The organism is Streptomyces antibioticus, from assembly GCF_002019855.1.
GTDB lineage: Bacteria > Actinomycetota > Actinomycetes > Streptomycetales > Streptomycetaceae > Streptomyces > Streptomyces antibioticus_B.
Map to the genome: position 1 here is coordinate 7,019,849 of NZ_CM007717.1, position 24,700 is coordinate 7,044,548.

General features: G+C 72.6%; 22 protein-coding genes and 2 pseudogenes. 11 read left to right on the forward strand and 13 right to left on the reverse strand.

What is annotated here, in order from left to right; all coding sequences use genetic code 11:
- The first annotated feature begins 125 nt into the window (after positions 1 to 125).
- On the forward strand, positions 126 to 572 hold the full coding sequence (locus tag AFM16_RS31700) for a hypothetical protein (protein ID WP_245177849.1): 447 nt from the start codon (positions 126 to 128) through the stop codon (positions 570 to 572).
- Positions 573 to 836: 264 nt separating this feature from the next.
- Here the strand turns inward: AFM16_RS31700 and AFM16_RS31705 are convergent, their stop codons facing one another.
- Positions 837 to 1,595, reverse strand: coding sequence for a hypothetical protein (locus tag AFM16_RS31705; protein WP_030789373.1), 759 nt, complete (start codon positions 1,593 to 1,595; stop codon positions 837 to 839).
- Between the two features lie 425 nt (positions 1,596 to 2,020).
- Entirely contained in the window at positions 2,021 to 2,794 is a 774-nt protein-coding gene (locus AFM16_RS31710) for a CDP-alcohol phosphatidyltransferase family protein (protein ID WP_030789376.1), read from the reverse strand.
- Positions 2,795 to 2,901: 107 nt separating this feature from the next.
- On the opposite strand from AFM16_RS31710, the gene AFM16_RS31715 reads away from it, so the two are divergent.
- From AFM16_RS31715 to AFM16_RS40670, 5 genes are all read left to right on the forward strand, one after another.
- Entirely contained in the window at positions 2,902 to 3,882 is a 981-nt protein-coding gene (locus tag AFM16_RS31715; protein ID WP_078635887.1) for a zinc-dependent alcohol dehydrogenase, read from the forward strand.
- Between the two features lie 140 nt (positions 3,883 to 4,022).
- Complete coding sequence (locus tag AFM16_RS31720; RefSeq protein WP_030789380.1) at positions 4,023 to 4,421, forward strand: 6-pyruvoyl trahydropterin synthase family protein; 399 nt, start codon at positions 4,023 to 4,025, stop codon at positions 4,419 to 4,421.
- Positions 4,418 to 5,599 (forward strand): glycosyltransferase family 4 protein, encoded by a 1,182-nt coding sequence (locus tag AFM16_RS31725; protein WP_030789383.1) that lies wholly within the window; start codon positions 4,418 to 4,420, stop codon positions 5,597 to 5,599. The genes AFM16_RS31720 and AFM16_RS31725 overlap by 4 nt, the downstream gene beginning before the upstream one ends.
- Positions 5,596 to 6,588, forward strand: a complete 993-nt coding sequence (locus tag AFM16_RS31730; RefSeq protein WP_107419186.1) for an SAM-dependent methyltransferase — start codon at positions 5,596 to 5,598, stop codon at positions 6,586 to 6,588. The genes AFM16_RS31725 and AFM16_RS31730 overlap by 4 nt, the downstream gene beginning before the upstream one ends.
- Positions 6,588 to 7,868, forward strand: coding sequence for a lysylphosphatidylglycerol synthase transmembrane domain-containing protein (locus AFM16_RS40670; protein WP_078635889.1), 1,281 nt, complete (start codon positions 6,588 to 6,590; stop codon positions 7,866 to 7,868). Before AFM16_RS31730 ends, AFM16_RS40670 begins: the two co-directional genes overlap by 1 nt.
- Here the strand turns inward: AFM16_RS40670 and AFM16_RS31740 are convergent.
- Positions 7,841 to 8,500, reverse strand: a pseudogene (locus AFM16_RS31740) (creatininase family protein); the annotation flags it as partial. The gene AFM16_RS40670 and the pseudogene AFM16_RS31740 sit on opposite strands and share 28 nt — an antisense overlap.
- Positions 8,501 to 8,538: 38 nt before the next feature.
- On the opposite strand from AFM16_RS31740, the gene ribA reads away from it, so the two are divergent.
- The 4 genes from ribA (at position 8,539) to AFM16_RS31760 (ending at position 12,791) form a co-directional block, all read left to right on the forward strand.
- Complete coding sequence (ribA, locus tag AFM16_RS31745; RefSeq protein WP_030789396.1) at positions 8,539 to 9,198, forward strand: GTP cyclohydrolase II; 660 nt, start codon at positions 8,539 to 8,541, stop codon at positions 9,196 to 9,198.
- Positions 9,199 to 9,425: 227 nt separating this feature from the next.
- Entirely contained in the window at positions 9,426 to 10,571 is a 1,146-nt protein-coding gene (locus AFM16_RS31750) for an NAD(P)/FAD-dependent oxidoreductase (protein ID WP_030789399.1), read from the forward strand.
- On the forward strand, positions 10,568 to 11,629 hold the full coding sequence (locus tag AFM16_RS31755) for a saccharopine dehydrogenase (protein WP_078635893.1): 1,062 nt from the start codon (positions 10,568 to 10,570) through the stop codon (positions 11,627 to 11,629). Before AFM16_RS31750 ends, AFM16_RS31755 begins: the two co-directional genes overlap by 4 nt.
- A complete protein-coding gene (locus tag AFM16_RS31760) occupies positions 11,622 to 12,791 on the forward strand; it encodes a saccharopine dehydrogenase family protein (protein WP_078635895.1) in 1,170 nt (389 codons plus the stop codon). The genes AFM16_RS31755 and AFM16_RS31760 overlap by 8 nt, the downstream gene beginning before the upstream one ends.
- Here the strand turns inward: AFM16_RS31760 and AFM16_RS31765 are convergent.
- Genes AFM16_RS31765 through AFM16_RS31775 form a run of 3 tightly spaced genes read right to left on the reverse strand, consistent with a single transcriptional unit; the run spans position 12,757 to position 16,070 of the window.
- Positions 12,757 to 13,986 carry a serine hydrolase domain-containing protein gene (locus AFM16_RS31765; RefSeq protein ID WP_078635897.1) on the reverse strand — a complete coding sequence of 410 codons (1,230 nt, stop codon included), beginning with the start codon at positions 13,984 to 13,986 and terminating at the stop codon, positions 12,757 to 12,759. The genes AFM16_RS31760 and AFM16_RS31765 overlap by 35 nt on opposite strands.
- A 57-nt stretch (positions 13,987 to 14,043) precedes the next feature.
- Positions 14,044 to 15,471, reverse strand: coding sequence for an MFS transporter (locus AFM16_RS31770; RefSeq protein WP_078635899.1), 1,428 nt, complete (start codon positions 15,469 to 15,471; stop codon positions 14,044 to 14,046).
- Positions 15,468 to 16,070, reverse strand: a complete 603-nt coding sequence (locus AFM16_RS31775) for a TetR/AcrR family transcriptional regulator (protein WP_078635901.1) — start codon at positions 16,068 to 16,070, stop codon at positions 15,468 to 15,470. The genes AFM16_RS31770 and AFM16_RS31775 overlap by 4 nt, the downstream gene beginning before the upstream one ends.
- 85 nt (positions 16,071 to 16,155) lie before the next feature.
- Between AFM16_RS31775 and AFM16_RS31780 the strand changes: the two genes are divergently transcribed.
- Positions 16,156 to 16,596 carry a PPOX class F420-dependent oxidoreductase gene (locus AFM16_RS31780; protein ID WP_030789417.1) on the forward strand — a complete coding sequence of 147 codons (441 nt, stop codon included), beginning with the start codon at positions 16,156 to 16,158 and terminating at the stop codon, positions 16,594 to 16,596.
- On the opposite strand, the pseudogene AFM16_RS31785 reads toward AFM16_RS31780, so the two are convergent.
- The 7 genes and pseudogenes from AFM16_RS31785 to tal form a co-directional block, all read right to left on the reverse strand.
- Positions 16,583 to 17,110, reverse strand: a pseudogene (locus AFM16_RS31785) (membrane-associated oxidoreductase); the annotation flags it as partial. The gene AFM16_RS31780 and the pseudogene AFM16_RS31785 overlap by 14 nt on opposite strands.
- Before the next feature lie 164 nt (positions 17,111 to 17,274).
- Positions 17,275 to 18,357 (reverse strand): hypothetical protein, encoded by a 1,083-nt coding sequence (locus AFM16_RS31790; protein ID WP_143648477.1) that lies wholly within the window; start codon positions 18,355 to 18,357, stop codon positions 17,275 to 17,277.
- A gap of 114 nt (positions 18,358 to 18,471) precedes the next feature.
- Positions 18,472 to 19,353: a phosphogluconate dehydrogenase (NAD(+)-dependent, decarboxylating) gene (gene gnd / locus AFM16_RS31795; protein WP_030789427.1), complete on the reverse strand. Its 882-nt coding sequence runs from the start codon at positions 19,351 to 19,353 to the stop codon at positions 18,472 to 18,474.
- Between the two features lie 8 nt (positions 19,354 to 19,361).
- Positions 19,362 to 21,002, reverse strand: coding sequence for a glucose-6-phosphate isomerase (gene pgi, locus AFM16_RS31800; RefSeq protein WP_078635905.1), 1,641 nt, complete (start codon positions 21,000 to 21,002; stop codon positions 19,362 to 19,364).
- The gene (opcA, locus tag AFM16_RS31805) at positions 20,995 to 21,930 is read right to left on the reverse strand and encodes a glucose-6-phosphate dehydrogenase assembly protein OpcA (protein ID WP_030789431.1); all 936 of its coding nucleotides are present in this window, start codon (positions 21,928 to 21,930) and stop codon (positions 20,995 to 20,997) included. Before opcA ends, pgi begins: the two co-directional genes overlap by 8 nt.
- The gene (gene zwf, locus AFM16_RS31810) at positions 21,927 to 23,462 is read right to left on the reverse strand and encodes a glucose-6-phosphate dehydrogenase (RefSeq protein ID WP_078635907.1); all 1,536 of its coding nucleotides are present in this window, start codon (positions 23,460 to 23,462) and stop codon (positions 21,927 to 21,929) included. The genes opcA and zwf overlap by 4 nt, the downstream gene beginning before the upstream one ends.
- A complete protein-coding gene (gene tal, locus AFM16_RS31815) occupies positions 23,459 to 24,622 on the reverse strand; it encodes a transaldolase (protein WP_030789433.1) in 1,164 nt (387 codons plus the stop codon). The genes zwf and tal overlap by 4 nt, the downstream gene beginning before the upstream one ends.
- Between the last annotated feature and the right edge of the window lie 78 nt (positions 24,623 to 24,700).

A 24,700-nucleotide genomic window follows, 5' to 3' on the forward strand; every position in this document is an offset into this window, starting at 1 on the left:
AACCGTGAAGAAAACGTGCTCACGCGTTCGGGTGACAAGCCCGCCGACGGGCACGCGGGAAGGCACCGGACCGTTGGCCCCTGTGACGGGATCTTCCCGCTTCGGACGACCACGGGGGCAGCACGATGGGACCGCACGCACAGCGAAACGACATCGACACCGACACCGAGAAGGCGGCCGGGGAGCACACCATGCCCCACCGCTTCACCCTGATGCACGACGAGTTCGGCGACACCGGCTTCGGCCACGAGCAGTACGAGGGCCTGCGCACCCGCCCGCCCAGCGGCTGCGAGCCCGTCGACTGGGGCGGCTTCGCGCTGAAATGCGAGCGGCCGGGCCGCACCCTCCTGGACGCGGTGTCCCACACCGTCACCGAGATCCGCCGCGAGCACGGCCTCGTGATGAACAGCCTCGGCATCGAGGACCCCGGCGAATGGCTCGACCCCGACAAGAACGGCTACGGCGCCCAGATCATCGCCCACCTCCTCCTGACCGCCGCCCACCGCGCGTCCCTCCTCGGCTACCGCAGGAAGGAGCTGGTGCGCCTTCTCGACGCGGCGGGCGCGGGGTAGCGGCCGGCTCCGTGTCCCTGCCGCCTCTCGCGGGGTGTCGGGCTGACCGCTGGGGGCTCATCTGAGGATTGAGCGTGGTTGTGGGGGAGTTGAGTTCCATGACGGACGTGCATGAGTTCCCCGGCTCCGCGGTGCGGCTGAGCCCGTCTCGGTCGGTCAGGACGCAAGGCGTCGGGTTCGCCGATCGTGGCGGACCCGACGCCCTGGGCCGTCGCAGCCGTTACCGCCGGCGCCGCGCGCGCCGGCCCGTCGGCACCGCGGTCATCACTTCACCACGACGTGGTCCCCGGACGACGTCGACGGTCCGGTGGTGGTGTTGCCGTTGTACGCCCAGCGCCAGGTGCCCGTCTTGGATGCCTTCACGGTTGTCCTGAGGTTGCCCGAGCCGTTCGAGTACACCTTCTTCACCGTGGTGTAGGAGGTGGCGCCGGCAGGCTTGAACTGCAGGCCCACCAGGCGGCCTCCGTAGGAGCCGTACTTCTTGGTCTCCCAGTTGGCCCGGGTGACCTTTCCGGTCACCGTGATGGTCTTGCCCTTGGCCACGGGTTCGGGCGAGGCGTTGACGGTGAGGCGGGAGTTGCGCTTGACCTGGACCGTCAGACCCTTGTCGTCGACGTCCGCACCGCCGCCCTTGAAGTACACCTCGGCTCCGACCTTCCAGGCCCCGGCCTCGCTGTTGCGCATGTCCCACACGCTCGGGTCGAAGTACATCGTCTCGTTGAAGTCGCAGACGTCCGACTTCACCTTGATGCAGTCGCTCGTCTCGATGGCGTGCCACAGCCGGTCGGCCCCCTTGCGGTACAGGAACACCGCCGGATAGTTCCACTTGTGCGTGGTCGTCATCCGGAAGGAGGCGGGCACCGCGACCTCCGACACTCCGATCACAATCGGCTTGCCGCCGTTCACCTGGACACGGGAGAACGACACCCCGCCCTCGGCCGCCCCGGCCGGCGCCGCGGCCACGGTCGTGAACGCCGCCGCCGCACATCCGGCCACGACGACTCTCCAGACCTGTTTCCCCACCTGATCCCCAATCTGCACGGAAAGGCGCCGGAGGCTCATGCCTCCGGCGCCTTGAAGACAGCCGGCATCCACACGGGGTTGTACGCCCGATGATCACGACGGGGCATCGGACAATCCCCGCCACCGTTCCGTTCCCTGTCCGGACCTTCGACTTCGACGCTTCCCGGAACGCTCCCCGGTCGACCTGGTGGGCAGACTGCGTGCGGCACTGCTAGGCAACTTCACTGTCCAGCAGTCCCGAAGTTCCGCCGACTGGTTCGGTACCCGGGGCCGTGGCGAGGCGGGGAAGGGACAGACAGTCCGTCAGGCGTGGTCTTGCCGCTGCCGCTCTTTCCGACTTTCCGACTAGCGCGACGCGCTCCCGGCACAACCCGAAGGGCCCGTACCCGTGGTGCGGTGCGGGCCCTTCGATGGGGTGGGGAGGGTTACGCGAGTTCGAGTTCGAGGATCTTCGTGTCCATCGGAAGGGGGTCCTCGGTCTGAGCCGTGCGCGTCGTGCGCCACAGCCACAGGACGTCGCGGCCGAACGACCAGAGGAGGGAGCCCAGGGCCAGCAGGGCGACGGCGAGGTTGCCGGCGTGCGGGAGCAGTCCGGCGCCGGCCAGCAGGAGGCAGACGCCCTGGAGCGCGGCGACCGTCTTGCGGGCCATGCTCGGCGGGAGCGGGTTGTTCAGCCACGGTGCGACCCGGGCCGCCGCGACGAACGCGTACCGCATGCCGCCGATCAGCAGGACCCACGGGCCCAGGTCCATCGAGACGTACACGCTGAGCACCAGGATCAGGAAGGCGTCGACCTCCATGTCGAAGCGCGCGCCCAGGGCGGTCGAGGTGCCGGTGCGGCGGGCGACCTTGCCGTCGACACCGTCCAGCAGCAGCGCCACCGCGGTCAGACCGACCAGCAGGGTCACCGGCGGTGCGCTCTCGAAGGAGTCGGCGACCAGCGCGGTCACCCCGCCGACCAGCGTGGCGCGTCCCAGGGTGACCCGGTTCGCCGGGCCGAAGGAGCGCAGTTGCGAGCGGTGCAGTGCCCGGGAGAGCGAGGCCCACAGGGCGACCGCGAAGACGAGGCCGGTGATCCAGCCCGCCGTCCCGAGTCCGATCGCCGAGCCGAGCAGGGCCAGCACCAGGATCTGTACGCCCGCTCCCACAGCGGTCTCCTGCTGGACCAGCCTTGCGTCGTAAGTGTTGTTCAGGGCCACCGCACATCCTCCGGCCAGGTGACAGAGTCGATCAAGGCCGCGTACTGTGCGCGACCTGTGCACACCTCGGTACGTGCACCACTCGCGGATCGTTCAGGAGGACGACGATGAACCGTGCGGCACGTGCGTTCTGGCTGAGTTCGCCGGGACAGGGCGAGATCCGGGACGTCGTCCTGCCGGACCCGGCCGAGGGCGAGGTCGTGGTCCGCTCCCTGTACTCCGGCGTGAGCCGCGGCACCGAGACCCTCGTCTTCCGCGGCGGGGTGCCCGAGAACCAGCACGCCGTGATGCGGGCGCCGTTCCAGGAGGGCGACTTCCCGGCCCCCGTGAAGTACGGCTATCTGAACGTGGGGCTGGTCGAGGAAGGTCCGGACGACCTCGTCGGACGGACGGTCTTCTGCCTCTACCCGCACCAGACGAGGTACGTGGTGCCCGCGACCGCCGTGACGCCGGTCCCCGACACCGTGCCCGCCGCGCGGGCCGTCCTCGCCGGCACCGTGGAGACGGCCGTCAACGCGCTCTGGGACGCGCGCCCCCTGGTCGGCGACCGGATCGCGGTGGTCGGCGGCGGCATGGTCGGCTGCTCGGTGGCCGCGCTGCTGGCCCGCTTCCCCGGCGTCCGCGTGCAGTTGGTGGACGCCGACCCGGCCCGCGCGAAGGTCGCCGAGGCGCTCGGCGTCGGCTTCGCGCAGCCCGCGGACGCGCTCGGCGATCTCGACCTCGTCGTGCACGCGAGCGCCACCGAGCAGGGCCTCGCCCGCTCCCTGGAACTGCTGAGCCCGGAGGGCACCGTCCTCGAACTCAGTTGGTACGGCGACCGGAAGGTGAGCCTCCCGCTCGGCGAGGCGTTCCACTCCCGCCGCCTCGTCATCCGCAGCAGCCAGGTCGGCACCGTCTCCCCGGCCCGCGCGAACCGCTCCTACGCCGACCGGCTCGCCCTCGCCCTGGAGCTGCTCGCCGATCCGGCGCTCGACGCACTCGTCACCGGAGAAAGCGCGTTCGAGGAGCTGCCGGAAGTGATGCCCCGGCTCGCGTCGGGCGAGGTCCCCGCCCTCTGCCACCGCGTGCGGTACGGCACCAGCGCCTGACCGTGCGCCGGCACGAGCGCCTGACCTGAGAAAAGAGTGAGATCCGGCTGAACACGGGGCAGCGGGGAGCCGTACTACACGGCATCCCCCGGCGGTCCCGTGCCGGAGGACCAGACGCGCCGCACCTGGAGGGTCGTCCGTTGTTCAGTGTCACCGTCCGCGATCACATCATGATCGCCCACAGCTTCCGCGGTGAGGTCTTCGGACCCGCGCAGCGCCTCCACGGAGCCACGTTCCTGGTGGACGCGACCTTCCGCAGGCAGGAGCTGGACGACGACAACATCGTCGTCGACATGGGACTCGCCAGCCAGGAACTCGGAGCGGTCGTCAGCGAGCTGAACTACCGCAACCTCGACAACGAGCCGGAGTTCGCCGGGATCAACACCTCCACCGAGTTCCTGGCGAAGGCCGTCGCCGACCGGCTCGCGGAGCGGATCCACAAGGGCGCGCTCGGCGAGGGCGCCCGGGGCATCTCCGCGCTCTCCGTCACCCTGCACGAGTCGCACATCGCCTGGGCGAGTTACGAGCGTGCGCTGTGACCGACGTGACCCTGGTCAAGACGCCGCTCGCGTACGTTCCCGCCCAAGCGGCCGTTCCCAAGACGGGTGACATCATCCCCATGTCCCTGCGCTCCGTGCACTTCGTCCTGCCCGGCGGGGTCGACGACCCGGCCAACCCCAGCGGCGGCAACGCCTACGACCGGCGCGTCTGCCTGGACCTGCCCGGCTTCGGCTGGCAGGTCCACAAGCTCCCGGTGCCCGGCGCCTGGCCCCGCCCGGACGCCGCCGCCCGCGCCGAACTCGCTCGCACCCTGCGGGAACTGCCCGACGGCGCCGCCGTCATGCTGGACGGCCTCGTCGCCTGCGGTGTCCCGGAGATCATCGTCCCGGAGGCGGAGCGGCTGCGGCTCGCCGTCCTCGTCCACCTCCCGCTCGGCGACGAGACGGGCCTCGCCCGCGAGGTCGCGGCCGAACTGGACGCCAAGGAGCGCGAGGTGCTCCGCGCGGTCCCGGCCGTGATCGCCACCAGCGAGTGGGCGGTCCGCCGACTGGTCGCCCACCACGGCCTCGCCCCCGAGAAGGTGCACGTCGCCGCGCCCGGCGCCGACATCGCCCCGCTCGCCTCGGGCACCGACGGCGTCTCCCGGCTGCTGTGCGTGGCCGCCGTGACCCCGCGCAAGGGCCAGCACCGTCTGGTGGAGGCGCTGGCCACGGTCACCGACCTGCCGTGGAGCTGCGTCTGCGTCGGCGGCCTCGGCCAGGACCCGGAGTACGTCGCCCATCTGCGCGGCCTCATCCGGCGTTACGGCCTGGAGGACCGGCTGGAGCTGGCCGGCCCGAAGGCGGGCGCCGAACTGGACGCCAGTTACGCCGCCGCCGACCTGATGGTCCTCACGTCCTACGCCGAGACCTACGGCATGGCGGTCACCGAGGCCCTCGCCCGCGGCATCCCGGTCATCGCGACGGACGTCGGCGGGCTGCCCGAGGCCGTCGGCCGCGCCCCCGACGGCGGAGTGCCCGGCATCCTCGTCCCGCCGGAGGACCCGGCCGCCCTCGCCGCCGAACTGCGCGGCTGGTTCGGCGAGGCGGACGTCCGACGGCGGCTGAAGGCGGCCGCCCGCGGCCGCCGGGCCGCCCTGAACGGCTGGGCGTCCACCGCCCAGAGCCTGGCCGGCGTGCTGAGCCGGCTCCCCAGCGAGCCCCGGAGGGCGGCATGAGGAAGACGACGGCGACCCCCGCGGACCTGGCCCGCCGGATCGGCGGCATCCCGGGCCAGCCCGGCCCGCAGGACCCCGACGGTGTGATCGCGGGCGCCGGTCCCGTGGCCCGCCCCGGCGAACGCCCCACCGTCCGGCTGCGCGAGACCGACGACGAGGAACAGCCCCGGTACGCGCCCGAGTGGCTCGAACTGCGCGAGCCCGCCGACGCGGCGGCACGCGCCCTGGACCTGCTGGACCCGCTGCGCATCCGGCTCGCCAACCTGCCCGGCCGCAGCGGCGGGTTCGCCATCCACGACCTGGGCTGCGGCACCGGCTCGATGGGCCGCTGGCTCGCCCCCCGGCTGGACGGCCCCCAGCACTGGATCCTCCACGACCGCGACCCCTACCTGCTGCACTTCGCGGCCGTCGCCTCGCCCCGCGCCGCCGCCGACGGCAGCCGGGTCACCGTGGAGACCCGGCGCGGCGACGTCGCCCGGCTCACCCCGGACGCCCTGGTCGGCGCCTCCCTGGTGACCGCGTCGGCGCTGCTCGACGTCCTCACCCGCGAGGAGGTCGAGACGCTCGCCGCCGCCTGCGCGGGCGCCGGCTGCCCCGCCCTGCTGACCCTGTCGGTCGCCGGGCGCGTCGAGTTCGCCACCCCCGACCCGCTGGACGAGGAACTCGCCGCGGCCTTCAACGACCACCAGCGGCGCGGTGGACTGCTCGGCCCCGACTCGGTGAGCGCGGCCTGCGACGCGTTCGGCGCGCACGGCGCCACCGTCAAGGTGCACCCCAGCGCCTGGCGGCTCGGCCCCGAGCACGCCGCCCTGACCGCCCAGTGGCTGCGCGGCTGGGTCGGCGCGGCCGTCGAGCAGCGCCCCGAACTCGCCGAGCGCGCCCAGGCGTACCTGGAGCGGCGGCTCGCCGCCTGCGCGGCCGGCGAACTGCGGGTCGCCGTCCACCACAGCGACCTGCTGGCCCTCGCCCGGCCCAAGGGCGGCGCGTGATGAGTGCCGACACGGTCGGCGCCCGGGCCGAGCCGACGGCACCCCTGGCGTGGTCCGGCACGGCGGACGCCGCCGACACGGCCGACGTCGCCGCCGACGCCGTACGACGGCCCGAGACCGCGCCGTCCGCGCTGCGCCGGCTGCTCACCTCCCGCGCCCTGCGCACCCACGGCGGGACGGTCGCCGGGGTGGTCATCCTCGCCGTCCTGCTGTGGCGCATGGGCACCGGCGTCTTCCTGGACGGACTGCGCCGGATCGACGGGCCGACGCTGCTCGTGGCGCTCGGCATCGGCGCCGTCACCACCGTGTTCAGCGCCTGGCGGTGGGCACTGGTCGCGCGCGGGCTGCGGATCCGGCTGCCGCTGGGCCCGGCCGTCGCCGACTACTACCGCTCGCTGTTCCTGAACGCGGCCCTGCCCGGCGGCATCCTCGGCGACGTGCACCGCGCCGTGCGGCACGGGAAGAGCGCCGGTGACGTCGGCCGCGGTGTGCGGGCCGTGGTGCTGGAGCGCACGGCCGGGCAGATCGCGCTGGCCGTGGCCGGAGCGGGGGTGCTGCTCACCCTGCCGTCCCCGGTGATGGACGAGGTGCGCCATCTCGCCCCGCTCGTCCTGCTGGCCGGGGCGGGCGCGCTCGCCGTCGTCCTCGCGGTCCGGATGAACGGCTCGGCCGGACCGGCCCGCGGCGGCCGGGTCCGCGCGCTGCTCGCCGAGGCCCGCGAGGGGCTGCTGTCCCGGCGCAACGGGCCCGGGGTCGCGCTGTCGTCCCTGGTCGTGCTGGCCGGGCACCTCGGGATGTTCGTGGTGGCCGCCCGGGTGGCCGGCTCCACCGCCTCCGTGCCGGCCCTGCTGCCGATCGCGGTCCTCGCGCTGCTCGCGATGGGCCTGCCGCTCAACGTCGGCGGCTGGGGTCCTCGGGAGGGCGTCACCGCCTGGGCGTTCGGCGCCGCCGGGCTCGGCGCGGGCACCGGCTTCGCGGTCTCCGTGGTGTACGGCGTGCTGAGTTTCGTGGCCGCGCTGCCGGGCCTGGCCGTCCTGGTCGTCCGCTGGTACACCGGCCTGCGCGCCGACGCCGCGGCCGGAACCGCCGAGCCGGCCTACGCGGAAACGGTGCCGTCTCCCGAGGCGATCGAGACGTTCGAGGCGTTCGAGACGTTCGCGGCATCCGCGGTCAGCAGCGAGAAATACGTCCCGAAGGAATCCGCGAGGCTCGCCAGGAGTTCCTTCCCCTTTTCCGCCGACCCCAGGGAAGGACGGCCGATGACGCCCGAATCGGTATAGGCGGACATTCCCAGCGTGAGCAGATGGCGACGGTCGTCCGCGACGAAATCGGCGGACTCATGGCCGGGCCGGACGAGTTCGGGATGGGCGTGCAGCAGGATCGAGGTCTCGATCTCCCCGGCGTGCATGTCGGTCAGCAGCGAGGTCTCCACCCCGGACCGTTCCCGCGCCGCCTCCCAGTCCTCCGGGGCCGGGAAGAGCGCCATCCGCTCACCGCGGGCGGAGGACTCCTGGACCGCGTTGCCCAGGACGTAGTTCCCGCCGTGTCCGTTGACCAGCACCAGGGCCTCGACGCCCGAGCGGCGCAACGACGCCGCGATGTCCCGTACCACCGCGTGAAGGGTCACGGAGGAGATGCTGACGGTCCCAGGCCAGGCCGCGTGCTCGTGCGAGCAGGCGATGGTCACCGGCGGAAGAAGGTGCACCGGGTATGCCTCGGCGATCTCCCGGGCGATGGCACAGGCGACGAGCGTGTCCGTGGCCAACGGCAGGTACGGACCGTGCTGTTCGAAGCTGCCGACGGGCAGCACCGCCACCTGGACGGCCGCACCGGCCCCGCGGGCCCGGACGTCCTCGGTGGTGTCCGCGGGCAGCGGACCGTACGCCGCCGTCCTCATCTCCGAACCACTCATCTTGTCCCGGCCTTTCGTCTCCGCTTAGGAATCAGATCATGACAGAGAACATCGGCGTACTCGGCACCAAGACCTCGCAGCGCACCGGAGTGGAACGCGTCGTGAACGCGCCGCTGCCCACCGTGTACGGCAAATTCCAGGCCGTGGGATACCTCGACCACGACCGCGGCGACGAGCAAGTGGCCCTGGTCTACGGCGAGATCGGCAGCGAGGGCGTTCTGACCCGGCTGCACTCCGAGTGCCTGACCGGTGACGCCTTCGGCTCCCAGCACTGCGAGTGCGGCGACCAGTTGGAGTCCGCGCTGCGGGCCGTCGTCGCCGAGGGCAGCGGCATAGTCGTCTATCTGCGCGGACACGAGGGCCGGGGCATCGGCCTGCTCGGCAAGCTGCGGGCGATGGCCCTCCAGGCCGAGGGCCTGGACACCGTCGAGGCGAACGTCGCGCTCGGCTTCCCGGTCGACGCCCGCGACTACAAGGTGGCCGCCGAGATGCTCCGGGACCTGGGCGTGCGCTCGGTGCGGCTGATGTCGAACAACCCGCGCAAGCGCGAGGCGCTCGTGGACAACGGCATCCAGGTCGCCGAGGAGGTGCCCCTGCTGATCGAGCCGTGCGAGAACAACATCACCTACCTGCGCACCAAGCGGGAGCGCCTCGACCACCGGCTGCCCCATCTGGACGCGGTGGCGCACTGGTCCTGAGCGGCCTTTCGGCCGTCGCCCGGCGGACGCGAGCCACAGGTCCCCGGCTCGGGGGGATCCGGGCCCCGCGCGGGTAGGGATCACGACGGCCATGGCACGCACCGCTCATGGCGTACGCCGGTCATGGCGCACACCCGTCATGGCGCACGTCGGCCCCGGCCCGGGTGCCCCGCCCGGCAACGGGCCCGGTACCCGGGCCGGGGCCGACGCCGAAAGGAGCCGCCCGCGTGGACACGTATGCCTCGGTCGTCGTCATCGGCGGCGGAGTGATGGGCACGAGCATCGCCTACCACCTGGCCGCCGCCGGGGTGCGGGACGTCGTGCTGGTGGAGCGCGACGAACTCGCCGCGGGCTCGACCTCGAAGGCCGCCGGCGGGGTCCGCGCCCAGTTCTCCGACGAACTGAACATCCGGCTCGGCGCGCGCAGCCTGGAGGCGTTCGCCCGGTTCGGGCAGGACATCGGCCACGACATCGGACTGCGCCGGGTCGGCTATCTCTTCCTCCTCTCCACACCCGAGGAGGTCGCCTCCTTCGAGGCCGGCATCCGGCTCCAGAACGCGCTGGGCGTCCCCAGCCGGCTCGTCGACCCGGCCGAGGCACGCCGCCTCTCCCCGCTGATCCGCACCGAAGGACTGCTGGCCGCCGCGTTCTCGCCCGACGACGGCCACTGCACCCCCGAGGCCGTCGTGCACGGCTACGCGGCCGCCGCCCGCCGGCACGGCGCCCACATCCTGCGGCACACCGCCGTCACCGGCATCGAGACCCGGGGCGACGCCATCACCGCGGTCACCACCCCGCTCGGCCGTATCAGCACCGGCACGGTGATCTGCGCGGCCGGCGCCTGGTCCCGCGCCGTCGGCGCCATGGTCGGCGTGGACCTGCCCGTGCAGCCGCTGCGCCGGCAGATCGCGGTCACCGAACCCGTCCCCGGCCTGCCGCCCGATCTGCCGATGACCATCGACTTCACCAGCACCCTCTACTTCCACGCCGAGGGCCCCGGACTCCTCGTCGGCATGTCCGACCCGGACGAGCGCCCCGGCTTCGCCACCGACCCCCACGACCGCTGGATCCCGCGCCTCGCCGCCGCCATGCAGCACCGCGCCCCGTCCCTGCTCGACCTGCGCCGCACCGGCGGCTGGGCGGGCCTGTACGAGGTCACCCCGGACCACAACGCCCTGATCGGCGAGGCCACTTCGGTCTCCCGCTTCCTGTACGCCACCGGCTTCTCCGGCCACGGTTTCCTCCAGGGACCCGCCGTCGGCGAGGTCGTCCGCGACCTGTACCTCGGCCGCGTACCCTTCGTGGACGTCACCCCCCTGAGCGCCGGCCGGTTCGCGGCCGACGCCCCGCGTCCGGAGGTCAACCGCGTATGACCGCCCTGCACCTGTGGCTGCGCCACGAGGTCCGTTCCACCGAACGCCGCACCCCGGTCGTCCCAGACGACGCCCGCCGTCTGGTCGGATCCGGCGTACGGCTCACGGTCGAGGACTCCCCGCAACGCGTCTTCCCGGCCGAGGAGTACGAGGCCGTCGGCGCCCGGATCGCCCCCGCGGGCTCCTGGGTCTCGGCGCCGGACGACGCCGTGATCCTCGGCCTGAAGGAACTCCCCGACGAACCGCCTCGATTGACGCACCGTCACATCTTCTTCGGGCACGCCTACAAGCGGCAGCCCGGTGCCGCCGACCTGCTGCGCCGCTTCACCGCCGGGGGAGGGGCCCTCCTCGACCTGGAGTACCTCGTCGACGACCAGGGCCGGCGCCTCGCCGCCTTCGGTTACTGGGCGGGCTACCTCGGCGCGGCCCTCGCGGTGCTCCAGGAGCGGGACCGGCTGACCGCACCCCTGCGGCCCACCGGCAAGGACGAGCTGGACGTCCTTCTGGGCCCGGCCCCCGGCGACCGCGAGTTCACCGCCCTCGTCGTCGGCGCCCTGGGCCGCAGCGGCCGGGGTGCCCGCGCCGCGTTCGCCACGGCCGGCGTCGAGCCGACCGGCTGGGACCTCGCCGAGACCCGCGACCTGGACCGCCGGGCCCTGCTCGACCACGATGTCCTGGTCAACTGTGTCCTCGCCACCACCCCCGTCCCGCCGTTCGTCCGCCCGACGGACCTCGCCGACCCGGCCCGTCGGCTGCGCACCGTCTCCGACGTCACCTGCGACGTCGGCTCGCCCCTCAACGTGCTGCCCGTCTACGACCGCACCACCGAGTGGACGGACCCGGTACGGCGCCTCACCGAGGAACCCCCGCTCGACCTGATCGCGATCGACAACCTGCCGTCGCTGCTGCCGCGCGAGTCCGCCACCGACTTCTCGCGCGACCTGCTGCCCGCCCTGCTCGACTTCGACGGCGCCCCGTGGGACCGCTGCCTGGAACGATTCCGCCAGGCGTGCAGTGAACAACTGGGGGCCGAGGAAGGCGCGTCCGGCCGTGTCTGAGCCGAGGGTCCCCGCGAGCGGCACCGTCCACTGGATCGGCGCCGGGCTCTCCACCGGCAGCGGCCTCGCGGACCTGTGCGCACGCGCCGCCCGGGTCCGGCTGTGGCACAGGACGGCCGAGCGGGCGGCGGGGGCGCTCGACGCGCTCGGCCTCACCGGGCGCGCCGAGCCGCGCGCGTACACGCTCCCGGCGCTCACCGCCGAACTGGCGCCCGGGGACGTCGTCGTGTCGATGCTCCCCGCGCCCGAACACGCCCCGCTGCTCGCCGCGTGCGTGGCGGGGCGGGCCCATTTCGCGTGCTCCAGCTATGTGTCCGACGCGGTGCTGGAGCTGGTGCCGTCCGCCGGGCGGGCCGGGATCACCGTCCTGACCGAGGCCGGACTCGACCCCGGCATCGACCATCTCTTCGCGCACGACCTGGTGGCCCGCGCCCGGTCCGCGATCGGCGCCGACACCCCGGCCTCGTACCGGCTGACCTCGTACTGCGGAGGCGTTCCGGCGGTCCCGAACGACTTCCGCTACCGGTTCAGTTGGGCACCGCTCGGGGTGCTGGGCGCCCTGCGCTCACCCGCCCGGTACATCGAGGACGGCGCCGAGAGGGGCGCCGCGCGGCCCTGGGAGGCCACCCGTCGGCAGACCGTCGGCGGGGAGACCTTCGAGGTGTATCCCAACCGGGACAGCGTGCCCTTCGTCGAGCAGTACGGGCTGCCCGTGGCCTGGCGGGCGGAGACCTTCGTGCGCGGCACCCTGCGGCTCGACGGCTGGCTGCGGGCCTGGGCCCCGGTGTTCGAGGAGCTGAAGGCGGGCGACGACGAGCGGATCGCCGCCCTCGCAAGGGAGTTGGCGGCCACCTACCCGACCACGGACGCCGACCGGGACCGGGTCGTGCTCGTGGTGTCGCTGGAGGTCGACGCGGGCAGTGGCCGGGTGTGGTCGGGGAGCCGGCTTCTCGACCTGGTGGGCGACGAGCGGGAGAGCGCGATGGCGCGGTGCGTGTCGCGCACCCTCGCGCTCGGTGTCCGCCACATCCTGGACGGCGTCCTGCCGGCGGGCCTGAGCCGGGCGGCAGAGACCTCGGAGCGGGCCGCCGTATGGCTGCGCGAACTGGCCGTCGAGGGACTGGAGTTCAGTCCGTCACCGCTTCGTGGACCAGCCGTTTGAGGTCGGGGTAGAGCTTGAGCGACCGTCTCGGTCTGAGCTGGGTCAGGAACTGCACGCTCAGGTCGCGGCTCGGGTCGATCCAGAAGGTGGTGGTGGCGACGCCGCTCCAGCCGTAGGTGCCGAGTCCCGAGGGGGCCTGGGTGCGCTCCGGGTCGACGACCACGGAGACGCCCAGGCCGAAGCCGACGCCGTCGTTGCCCGGTTCGTCGTGGGCGGGGCGGCTGCCGAAGGCGCGCAGGTCGGCGTTGTCCGGCAGATGGTTGCGGGTCATCAGGTCGACCGTCTCCGGGGCGAGCAGACGGACATCGTCGAGGGTGCCGCGGCGGCGCAGCAGTTCACTGAAGCGGTGGATGTCGTAGGCGGTCGCCACCATGCCGCCGCTGCCCGACAGGAAGCGGGGGCGGCCGGTCAGCGGCAGTCCGGCGATCGGCTCGATGCCGCCGGTGTCGGTGTCGCCGTACAGCTCGGCCAGGCGGGGCGTCCGGTCGGGGGTGACGTGGAAGCCGGCGTCGGGCATGCCGAGCGGGTGGAAGATCCGTTCGGTGAGGAAGGTGTCGAGGGGCTGCCCGGAGACGACCTCGATGATCCGGCCGAGCACATTGGTGGCGACCGAGTAGTTCCACTGGGTGCCCGGTTCGAACTGGAGCGGCAGACGCGCGTACGCGTCGACGGTCTCCGCGAGATCGGAGCCGGGCAGCACCGCCGACTCCAGACCGGCCTCGCGGTACAGGGCGTCGACGGGGTGGCAGTGGTAGAAGGCGAAGGTCAGGCCCGCGGTGTGGGTCATCAGATGCCGTACCAGCAACGGCTGTTCGGCGGGGCGGGTGGTCAGGGCGGTGCCGGAGCCGCCCGCGTACACGCGCCGGTCGGCGAAGGCCGGGAGGTGGTCGGCGACCGGGTCGTCCAGCCCCAGCCGGCCCTCCTCCATCAGTATGAGCGCGGCGACCGAGGTGACGGGCTTGGTCATCGAGTAGATGCGGTACAGGGTGTCCGCCTCGACGGGCAGCCCGCGGGCGACATTACGGTGACCGTGCGTGGTGAGGTGCGCGACGCGGCCGCCCCGGGAGACGGCCAGCAGGAACCCGGGCAGCCGCCCCTCGTCCACGAGGTGGGCCACATGCTGGTCGAGACGGTCCAGCGCCTTCGCGTCCAGTCCGACCTCGATCGGGTCCACCTCTTGCCGCAGCAGTGCCATCGTCTACCTCCGGTGCGCTCGTGCGAGGTACGGTCCGGCCGGTCACGCCGGACGATCTCAGTGCCCATCGTTGCCCAGGGAACGGGCGTAGGGACCCGTTTCCCGTCCGTGCCCCGTGTGGGGTGTGTCGCTCTTTGCGGCCTGTGCAGCGGCCCCGACGTGCGGTGAACGCCCGGGCAGGGCCCGGCAGACCGGCAGGGCGGCCAGCGCCGCGACGGCCAGCAGCACCAGCGGCGAGCGGCCCGCGCCGGTGCCCATCAGCACGGTCGCGGCCGCCACGCCCAGCGCGGGACCGACGTTCATCGCCGTCTGCTGCAACCCGCCCGCCACGCCCGCCGACGCCACGGGGGCCCGGCGTACGACGACATGGGTGGCCGCGACCATCACGGTGCCGAACCCGGCGCCGACCAGCGCGAACCCGGCGCAGAACAGGACCGGTCCCGGGGCCGCGGCCAGCACGAGCAGACCGGCGGCGAGCAGGACGGTGGCCCCCGTGACCGTGGCGCGGGCCCCGGCCCGGCGCAGCAGGACGGCCGACACCGGCGCGGCGCCGATCAGCAGGACCGGCAGGGGCAGGGCGAGCAGGGCGCTGTGCAGCGGGGTCAGACCGAGGCCGTCCTGGAGGACGTAGACGCAGGCGAACAGGCCGCCGTTGAGGGCCGCCGACACCGTGACCAGCAGCAGGAGCGCGGCGCCGACGGCGGGGGAGCCGATGACGTCCGCGGGCAGCGTCGGTGCGGGGGCGCGGCGCTCGTGCCGGACGAAGGCGGCCCCGGCGAGCAGGGCGGCGGGCGCCGACCAGGTCAGGTGGGGGAGGGTGACGAGGGTGTGCACCAGGCACGCAAGGGACGTGCCGAGCAGCAGGGCGCCGGGGAGGTCCAGGGGCCCGGCTGCGGACGGGCGCGCCTTCTCGCCCGAGGTGCCGGTCGCCGGTCGCCGTTTCTCCCGGGAGGCGAGGGCGAGCGCGCCGAACAGCAGGGTGGGCGCGAGGTTCAGCAGGAACACCGACCGCCAGCCGAACTCCGTGGCGAGCGCCCCGCCGACCACCGGCCCCGCGGCCGCCGCCACCCCGATGGCCGCCGTCCGTACGGCGATCGGGGTGCGCAGCCGGTCGGGCGGATAGGCGGTGCGCAGCATCCCGAGGGTGGCCGGTTGCAGCAGCGCCCCGAACACCCCCTGTGCCACCCGCAGTCCGATCACCCAGCGCACGTCGGGCGCCGCCACGATGCCCGCCGACGCGGCGCCGAAGCCGAGCATGCCGATACCGAAGACCCGGCGGTGTCCGTAGCGGTCGCCGAGCCGTCCGGCGAACACCAACAGGGCCGCCACGGCGACGAGATAGCCGGTGCCGGTCCACTGGACCTGGGCGACCGAGGCGTGCAGATCGTGCCGCAGGGTGGGCTGGGCGACGGTGAGCGCGGTGCCGTCGAGCGCGACGATCGCGGCGCCCGCCACACTGCTCGCCAGCGTCAGGGGCCGCCTCACCGGCCGTCCTCCGGTCCGAGGTGCGCGTCCAGCGCGGTGCGCAGCAGTGGGGTGAAGTCGGCGGCCCCGGTGGCGAGTTGGAGGCTGCCCCAGCCCCAGAGCTGGGCGATGCCGTGCAGGTTCGCCCACAGCGCGGCGGCGACCGCGCGGGCCTCGGAGGGGGACGACTCGGGTCCGCGGACCCGTCCGACCAGCTCCACCAGGACGCCGAACAGCGGCAGGCTGGTGTCCCGCAGCCGCAGATGGCCGCTCTCCAGCAGATCGTGACGGAACATCAGCTCGTACATGCCGGCGTTGTCGAGAGCGAACTCCAGGTAGGTGCGCCCCAGTTCGGAGAGCTGGGTCCGCGAGCCCGCGGTGCCGTCGCCGAGGGCCGTGGTCACCCGGACGGCCAGCTCGGTGAAACCGCGGCGGGCGATGGCCGACAGCAGCTCCAGATGGGTGGGGAAGTAGCGGCGCGGCGCCCCGTGCGAGACCCCGGCCCGGCGGGCGATCTCCCGCAGCGTCAGCGCGCCGGCGCCCTCCAGGGCCACCAGGTCCACGCCGACGTCGACGAGACGGGTGCGGAGGTCCGGTCCTGGCTTCTCGGGATCGCTCATAGACACTGTCTACCAGGCGGGAATAGACAGTGTCTACTCATCGGTCGGGGGAATGTGGCGCGGGCCGCGCCCTGTTGTGCGGGACATGACTCAGGACACGACCCGCCACGCGCTGCTCGCCCTGCTCTCCGAGGGCCGCAGCGGCGTACTGGTCACCCTCAAGCGCGACGGACGGCCCCAGTTGTCGAACGTCACCCACCACTACTACCCGGACGAGGAGGTCGTCCGGATCTCCGTCACCGACGGCCGCGCCAAGACCCGCAACCTGCGCCGTGACCCGCGCGCGTCCTTCCACGTCACCACCCCGGACCACCGCGCCTACACGGTCGTCGAGGCCACCGCCGACCTGACGCCCGTCGCCGAGGACCCCTACGACGCCACCGTGGAGGAACTGGTCCGCCTGTACCGCGACGTCCTGGGCGAGCACCCCGACTGGGAGGACTACCGCGCCGCGATGGTCCGCGACCGCCGCCTGGTGGTGCGGCTGCGCGTGGAGCGGGCGTACGGGATTCCTACTGGCGGCTGACGGTCCTCGTCACGCCCGCCAGGACGGTCGTCGCCAGGATCCAGCCGGTGACCACGAGGACGTACGCCAGCGTCCGGTACCCGCCGGTCGGGGCGAACGCGCTCTCCTGTCCGAAGGAGATCACCGGCAGCAGCAGGTCCAGCGTGTAGAACACCGGGTCGAACTCCGGTGCCTCGCCCGGCTTCAGCGGCGGCGGGGGGTGCCCGGCGAAGGCGAGCGAGCCGACCGCGAGCAGGGACAGCAGCCAGCCGGCGGCCCGCAGCGGGCGGAAGCCGTAGCCGACGGCCGCGTCCTGGAGCCGGCCCCACACCCGCCCGTACCAGGGGAGCGTGGAGCGGCGGCGGCGCTGCTTGGCGAGCTGGACCAGCCGGGCGGCCTGGTCGTCGCCGATCCGCCGGTACGCGGCCGTCAACTGCTCGTAGGCGTGCGGGTCGAAGCCCTCGCCGTCGCGCTCCAGCATCGGCAGCCGGCGCTCGGCGGGTTCGTGCGGCGTCAGGAACGTGTAGGTGAGGTCTTAGGGCCTGTCTGACAATTCCCGCCTGCCTCGCGACGCCATGCACGCACTCTCGCCGCACCGGGCGCAGACCCAAGTACGTCCAGTACGAGGGTCTACGCCCGGCACGCCGAGAGCACGCACCTGACGCCGCGAGGCCGCCCTCCGGGCGACGACGGGAATTGTCAGACAGGCCCTAGCAGCCGCACCTGGTCGGGCAGCATCGCCGGGTCCAGATCGAGCTGGTTGATCTCGGCCCGCCGCAGGTTCAGCATGCCCTGGACCCGCGGTCCCCGGCCCAGCCAGAACTCGCCGATCACACTGCTGCTGATCCGCAGCGCGGTGCCGCCCGGGTTGGACAGCCGGGCGTCCAGCAGATCGACACGGCCGGGTATCCGGGCGCCGCGCAGTTCGATCCGGCCCTCGGCGCGCAGCCTGCGGGCGAGCAGATTGGCGCCGATCTCGACGGCCTCCGCGTCCAGGACGGTCCGGCCCGGGTGGGACAGGTCGGCGTCCTCCAGGTCGAGCGAACCGGCGACTCCGGCACCGTCGAGCCGGACCGCGCCGCGGGCGTGCAGGCCGCGGGCGCACAGGTCGTCGTCCACGGAGATCTGGTTGAGCTGGAGCACCGGCCCGGGCCCGCCCTCGGGGAGGATCTCCACGTCCTCCAGGAACAGCGCCCCGGCGATCTGCGCCCCGTCGAGCCGCACGGGCCCGTCGAAGCGGCAGCGCGTGAGCCGCAGGCTGCCGTCGATCCGGCTCCTGGTCATCGACAGACCGGGCATCTCGGAGTCGCGCAGGCTCAGATAGCGCACATGGGCGCCGGTGAGGTCCGGCGGCGCCGTGAAGCGGCAGTCGGTGAGATGGACGACGCTGTCGACAGTGGCGTACCGCAGGTCCAGTGCGCCGGTGATCCGGGCCCCGCGGACCTTCACGGCGGCTATCTCCCCCGGCTCCCGGGGCCCGTTGAGAAGCAGCGCCCGCAACACCGAGGCCCGCACGGTCCGTTCGGTGTCCTCGCCGTCGTCACGGAAGTCCACCTCCGCGCCCGTGGCGAAGGCCCGCCGGACGCGCCGCTCGGCCGGTGTCAACCTGCTGTAGGCGCAGGCCCACTCGGCGTCGCCCGGCTGACGGTGTGCCGCAGATGCCGGTGCCGACCCCGGCCGCGACAACTGGCGCTGCGCACACGGGGCCTGCATCAGACGGGTCGTCAGGAGCCGTTCGAGGAGGTCGGCGTGAGCGATCGATCCTGCGTCCGTCTCGGCCACCGGCCCGCACGGCCGGGCGCGCGCTCGGAGAGCCGCCCGATCTTCTCGGCCGACCGCCGGGACGGCCACCGGCCCGGCGGCCGCCCCGGCGGCAAGGGCCTAGGCCCCGTCGGGCTACTCCTTCGCCGACTCGACCGCGTGGCCGCCGAACTGGTTGCGCAGGGCCGCGATCATCTTCATCTGCGGGGAGTCGTCCTGACGCGAGCTGAAGCGGGCGAACAGCGAGGCGGTGATCGCGGGCAGCGGCACAGCGTTGTCGATCGCGGCCTCGACCGTCCAGCGGCCCTCGCCCGAGTCCTGCGCCCAGCCCCGCAGCTTGTCGAGGTGCTCGTCCTCGTCCAGGGCGTTGACCGCGAGGTCGAGCAGCCAGGAGCGGATGACGGTGCCCTCCTGCCAGGACCGGAAGACCTCGCGTACGTCCGTGACCGAGTCGACCTTCTCCAGCAGCTCCCAGCCCTCGGCGTACGCCTGCATCATGGCGTACTCGATGCCGTTGTGGACCATCTTCGAGAAGTGCCCGGCGCCGACCTTGCCCGCGTGGACATAGCCGTACGGCCCGTCCGGCTTGAGGGCGTCGAAGATCGGCCGGAGCCGGTCGACGTGCTCGCTGTCGCCGCCGACCATGAGGGCGTAGCCGTTCTCCAGGCCCCACACACCGCCGGAGACACCGGCGTCGACGAAACCGATGCCCTTGGCGCCGAGTTCGGCGGCGTGCTTCTCGTCGTCCGTCCAGCGGGAGTTGCCGCCGTCCACGACGGTGTCGCCGGCCTCCAGCAGGCCGCCGAGTTCGTCGATGACGGACTGGGTGGCGGCGCCGGCCGGGACCATCACCCAGACGGTGCGCGGCGCGTCGAGCCGCTCGACCAGTTCCGCGAGGTCCTGGACGTCGGTGAGGTCGGGGTTGCGGTCGTACCCGATGACGGTGTGGCCGGCGCGGCGGATCCGCTCGCGCATGTTGCCGCCCATCTTGCCGAGACCAATCAGACCGAGCTGCATGTCGTTCACTACTTCCTGAGTTCGCGGTAGGCGGCCACGAGGGCGGCGGTGGAGGGGTCGAGACCGGGGACGTCGGCGCCGTCGGTCAGGGCGGGCTCGACGCGCTTGGCGAGGACCTTGCCGAGTTCCACGCCCCACTGGTCGAAGGAGTCGATGTTCCAGACGGCGCCCTGGACGAACACCTTGTGCTCGTAGAGGGCGATGAGCTGGCCGAGGACCGAGGGGGTCAGCTCCCGGGCCAGGATCGTGGTCGTGGGGTGGTCGCCCTTGAAGGTCTTGTGGGCGACCAGTTCCTCGGGCACGCCCTCGCCACGGACCTCGTCGGGTGTCTTGCCGAAGGCCAGCGCCTGCGTCTGGGCGAAGAAGTTCGCCATCAACAGGTCGTGCTGCGCGGCCAGTTCACCGCTCAGCTCCGGCACCGGCCGGGCGAAGCCGATGAAGTCCGCCGGGATCAGCTTCGTGCCCTGGTGGATCAACTGGTAGTAGGCGTGCTGCCCGTTGGTGCCCGGCGTGCCCCACACCACCGGCCCGGTCTGCCACTGCACGGGGCGGCCCTCGCGGTCCACCGACTTGCCGTTGGACTCCATGTCGAGCTGCTGGAGATAGGAGGTGAACTTGGACAGGTAGTGCGAGTACGGCAGCACCGCGTGCGACTGCGCGTCGAAGAAATTGCCGTACCAGATGCCCAGCAGGCCCAGCAGCAGCGGGACGTTGGACTCGGGAGGCGCGGTGCGGAAGTGCTCGTCGACGAGGTGGAAGCCGTCCAGCAGCTCCCGGAAGTTCGCCGGGCCGATGGCCAGCATCAGCGACAGGCCGATCGCCGAGTCGAAGGAGTAGCGGCCGCCGACCCAGTTCCAGAACTCGAACATGTTCGCCGTGTCGATGCCGAAGTCCGCGACCTTCCCGGCGTTGGTCGACAGCGCGACGAAGTGCTTCGCCACGGCCTTGTCGTCCCCGCCCAGAGCCTCGACCAGCCAGGAGCGGGCCGAGGTGGCGTTGGTGATCGTCTCGATGGTGGTGAAGGTCTTGGACGCGACGATGAACAGCGTCTCGGCCGGGTCCAGGTCGCGGACCGCCTCGTGCAGGTCGGCGCCGTCCACGTTCGACACGAACCGGCAGGTCAACGAGCGGTCCGTGGAGGCCCGCAGCGCCTCGTAGGCCATCGCGGGGCCGAGGTCGGAGCCGCCGATGCCGATGTTGACGACGTTCCTGATGCGCCTGCCGGTGTGACCGGTCCAGTGCCCGGAGCGGACCTCCTCCGCGAAGGCCGTCATCCGGTCGAGGACCCGGTGCACCTTGGGCACGACGTTCTCGCCGTCGACCTCGATCACCGCGTCCCGGGGGGCGCGCAGCGCGGTGTGCAGGACCGCGCGGTCCTCGGTGGTGTTGATCCTCTCGCCGCGGAACATGGCGTCCCGCAGCCCGAACACATCGGTGGCGGCGGCGAGTTCCTGGAGCAGGGCCAGCGTCTCGTCGGTCACCAGGTTCTTCGAGTAGTCGACGAGCAGATCGCCGACGCGCACCACGTACCGCTCCGCGCGCCCGGGGTCCGTCGCGAACAGCTCACGCAGCCCCGCCTGCCACCGGGCCCGGTGGTCCTCCAGGGCGGTCCACTCGGGCCGCCGGACGAGCAGGGGAGTCTCAGGCATGGGAGGCGGTCTCCTTGGTGCCCTCGCCCCGCAGGGCGACGGCGTACATCTCGTCCGCGTCGAGGCGCCGCAGCTCCTCGGCGATGAGTTCGGAGGTGGTGCGGACCTTCAGCGCCAGGGTGCGCGAGGGCTGCCCCGGCAGGGACAGCGTGGCCAGCGGGCCCTCGGGGCGGTCGATGACGATGTCGCCGTCCGCGGTGCCCAGGCGTACGGCGGTGACGACCGGCCCCGCGGTGACGACCCGGTCGATCGTCACGCCGAGGCGCGCCTCCAGCCAGCGCGCCAGCAGCTCGGCGGCCGGGTTGTCGGCCTCGGCCTCCACCGCGCCCGAGACGATCGGCACCCGTGCCTGGTCCAGGGCCGCCGCCAGCATGGAGCGCCACGGGGTCAGCCGGGTCCAGGCGAGGTCGGTGTCGCCGGGGGCGTAGGTGCGGATGCGGGCCCGCAGCGCCTCCAGCGGGTTCTCCACGGCGTACAGGTCGGTGATCCGGCGCTGGGCCAGCGCGCCCAGCGGGTCCTTGGACGGGTTCTCCGGCGCGTCCACCGGCCACCAGACGACGACGGGCGCGTCCGGCAGCAGCAGCGGCAGCACCACCGAGTCGGCGTGGTCGGACACCTCGCCGTAGGTGCGCAGGACGACCGTCTCGCCGGTGCCGGCCTCCGAGCCCACCCGGACCTCGGCGTCCAGCCGGGACTGCGTGCGCTCCCGAGGGGTGCGGGCGTGGCGCTTGATGACGACCAGCGTGCGCGAGGGGTGCTCGTGCGACGCCTCCTCGGCGGCCTTGATCGCGTCGTAGGCGTTCTCCTCGTCCGTGACGATCACCATCGTCAGGACCATGCCCACGGCGGGGGTGCCGATGGCGCGGCGCCCCTTCACCAGCGCCTTGTTGATCTTGCTTGCCGTGGTGTCGGTCAGGTCGATCTTCATGGCCTGCGCCAGCTCCGTCCGTCTCGTGCGAGCATCTCGTCGGCTTCCTCGGGTCCCCAGCTCCCCGAGGCGTACTGCGCCGGCTTGCCGTGTGTCGCCCAGTACTCCTCGATCGGGTCGAGGATCTTCCAGGACTCTTCCACTTCCTGGTGACGCGGGAACAGGTTGGCGTCGCCGAGCAGCACGTCCAGGATGAGCCGCTCGTACGCCTCGGGGCTGGACTCCGTGAAGGACTCGCCGTACGCGAAGTCCATCGTGACGTCCCGGATCTCCATCGAGGTGCCCGGCACCTTGGAGCCGAAGCGCACGGTGATGCCCTCGTCGGGCTGGACGCGGATGACGATCGCGTTCTGGCCCAGTTCCTCTGTCGCCGTCGAGTCGAAGGGGGAGTGCGGGGCGCGTTGGAAGACCACCGCGATCTCGGTGACCCGGCGGCCCAGACGCTTGCCCGTGCGCAGATAGAACGGCACGCCCGCCCAGCGGCGGTTGTCGATGTTCAGCTTCACCGCGGCGAAGGTGTCGGTCGTGGAGGCCGGGTCGGTGCCCTCCTCCTCCAGATAGCCGCGCACCTTCTCGCCGCCCTGCCAGGCGGCCGCGTACTGCGCCCGCACGGTGTGCCGGCCCAGGTCCTCCGGCAGCTTCACGGCCTTGAGCACCTTGAGCTTTTCGGTGAGCAGCGCGTCCGCGTCGAAGGAGGCGGGCTCCTCCATGGCGGTGAGCGCCATGAGCTGGAGCAGGTGGTTCTGGATGACGTCGCGGGCGGCGCCGATGCCGTCGTAGTAGCCGGCGCGGCCGCCGATGCCGATGTCCTCGGCCATGGTGATCTGCACGTGGTCCACGAAGGACCGGTTCCAGATCGGCTCGAACATCGTGTTGGCGAACCGCAGCGCCAGGATGTTCTGGACCGTCTCCTTGCCCAGGTAGTGGTCGATCCGGAACACCTGGTCAGGTTCGAACACGTCGTGCACGACCGCGTTCAGCTCGCGGGCGCTCGCCAGGTCGTGCCCGAACGGCTTCTCGATGACCGCGCGCCGCCAGGAACCGTCCGGCGCCTTGGCCAGCCCGTGCTTCTTGAGCTGCTCGACGACCTTCGGGAAGAACTTCGGCGGCACCGAGAGGTAGAACGCGAAGTTGCCGCCGGTGCCCTGGGAGGCGTCCAGCTCCTCCACGGCCTTCCTGAGCTGCTCGAACGCCTCGTCGTCGGAGAAGTCGCCGGGGATGAACCGCATGCCCTCGGCGAGCTGCTGCCAGACCTCCTCGCGGAACGGCGTGCGCGCGTGCTCACGGACCGCGTCGTGGACGATCTGCGCGAAGTCCTCGTCCTCCCAGTCCCGGCGGGCGAACCCGACGAGCGAGAAGCCCGGCGGCAGCAGACCGCGGTTGGCGAGGTCGTAGACGGCCGGCATCAGCTTCTTGCGGGACAGATCGCCCGTCACCCCGAAGATGACCAGGCCCGACGGTCCTGCGATACGGGGCAGCCGCCGGTCTCGGGGGTCCCGCAGCGGGTTGTCCCACACAGGGATGGTGCTCATTCCGCGTCAGCTCCCTTGTTCACGTCGGCTGCCCTGCTCGTCAGCGACTTCGTGACCGTGCTCAGCAAGTCCTCCCACGCCGCCTCGAACTTGGCGACCCCGTCGTCCTCCAGACGGGTGACCACCTCGTCGTACGAGATGCCGAGGTCCGCTACGGCGGCCAGGTCGGCGCGGGCCTGTGCGTAGCCGCCGGTCACCGTGTCGCCGGTGATGTCACCGTGGTCGGCGGTGGCGTCCAGGGTGGCCTCGGGCATGGTGTTGACCGTGCCCGGGGCGACCAGTTCCTCCACGTACAGGGTGTCCTTGTAGGCGGGATCCTTCACCCCGGTGGACGCCCACAGGGGGCGCTGCGGGTGGGCGCCGGCCTTCTCCAGCGCGGCCCAGCGGGGGCCCGAGAAGACCTCCTCGTACGCCTGGTAGGCCAGTCGCGCGTTGGCGAGCGCGGCCCGTCCCCTGAGCGCGAGCGCCGGCCCGGTGCCGAGGGCGGTCAGCCGCTTGTCGATCTCGGCGTCCACCCGGGAGACGAAGAAGGACGCCACGGAGTGGACCGTGGACAGATCGGTCCCGGCCGCCCGGGCCCGCTCCAGACCGGCGAGGTAGGCGTCCATGACCGCGCGGTACCGCTCCAGCGAGAAGATCAGCGTGACGTTGACGCTGATCCCGAGGCCGACGACCTCGGTGATCGCCGGCAGGCCCGCCTCGGTCGCCGGGATCTTGATCATCACGTTGGGGCGGTCGACCAGCCAGGCGAGCTGCCTGGCCTCGGCGACGGTGGCCGCGGGGTCGTGCGCGAGCCGCGGGTCGACCTCGATGGAGACCCGGCCGTCGCGGCCGTCCGTCGTCGTGTACGTGTCGTGCAGCAGATCGGCGGCGGCCCGTACGTCGGCGGTCGTCATCATCCGTACGGCCTCGTCCACCGTGACCCCGCGCACGGCCAGGTCGGCGAGCTGGTCCTCGTAGCCCTCGCCGGAGCCGATGGCGGCCTGGAAGATGGACGGGTTCGTGGTGACGCCGACGACGTTCCGCGTGGCGATCAGCGCGGCCAGGTTGCCGGTGCGGATCCGCTCGCGCGACAGGTCGTCCAGCCAGATCGAGACGCCTTCCTCGGAGAGGCGCTTCAGGGCTTCCGCGGGTGCGGGCGCTTCGGTCACTGTGATCATCTTCTTTCCGGCAGCGGCTCGGGCGCGTTCAAAAGTAAAAGTCTGACTTTTGCGGGGGTAGGTCTTCCTGTGTCAGCC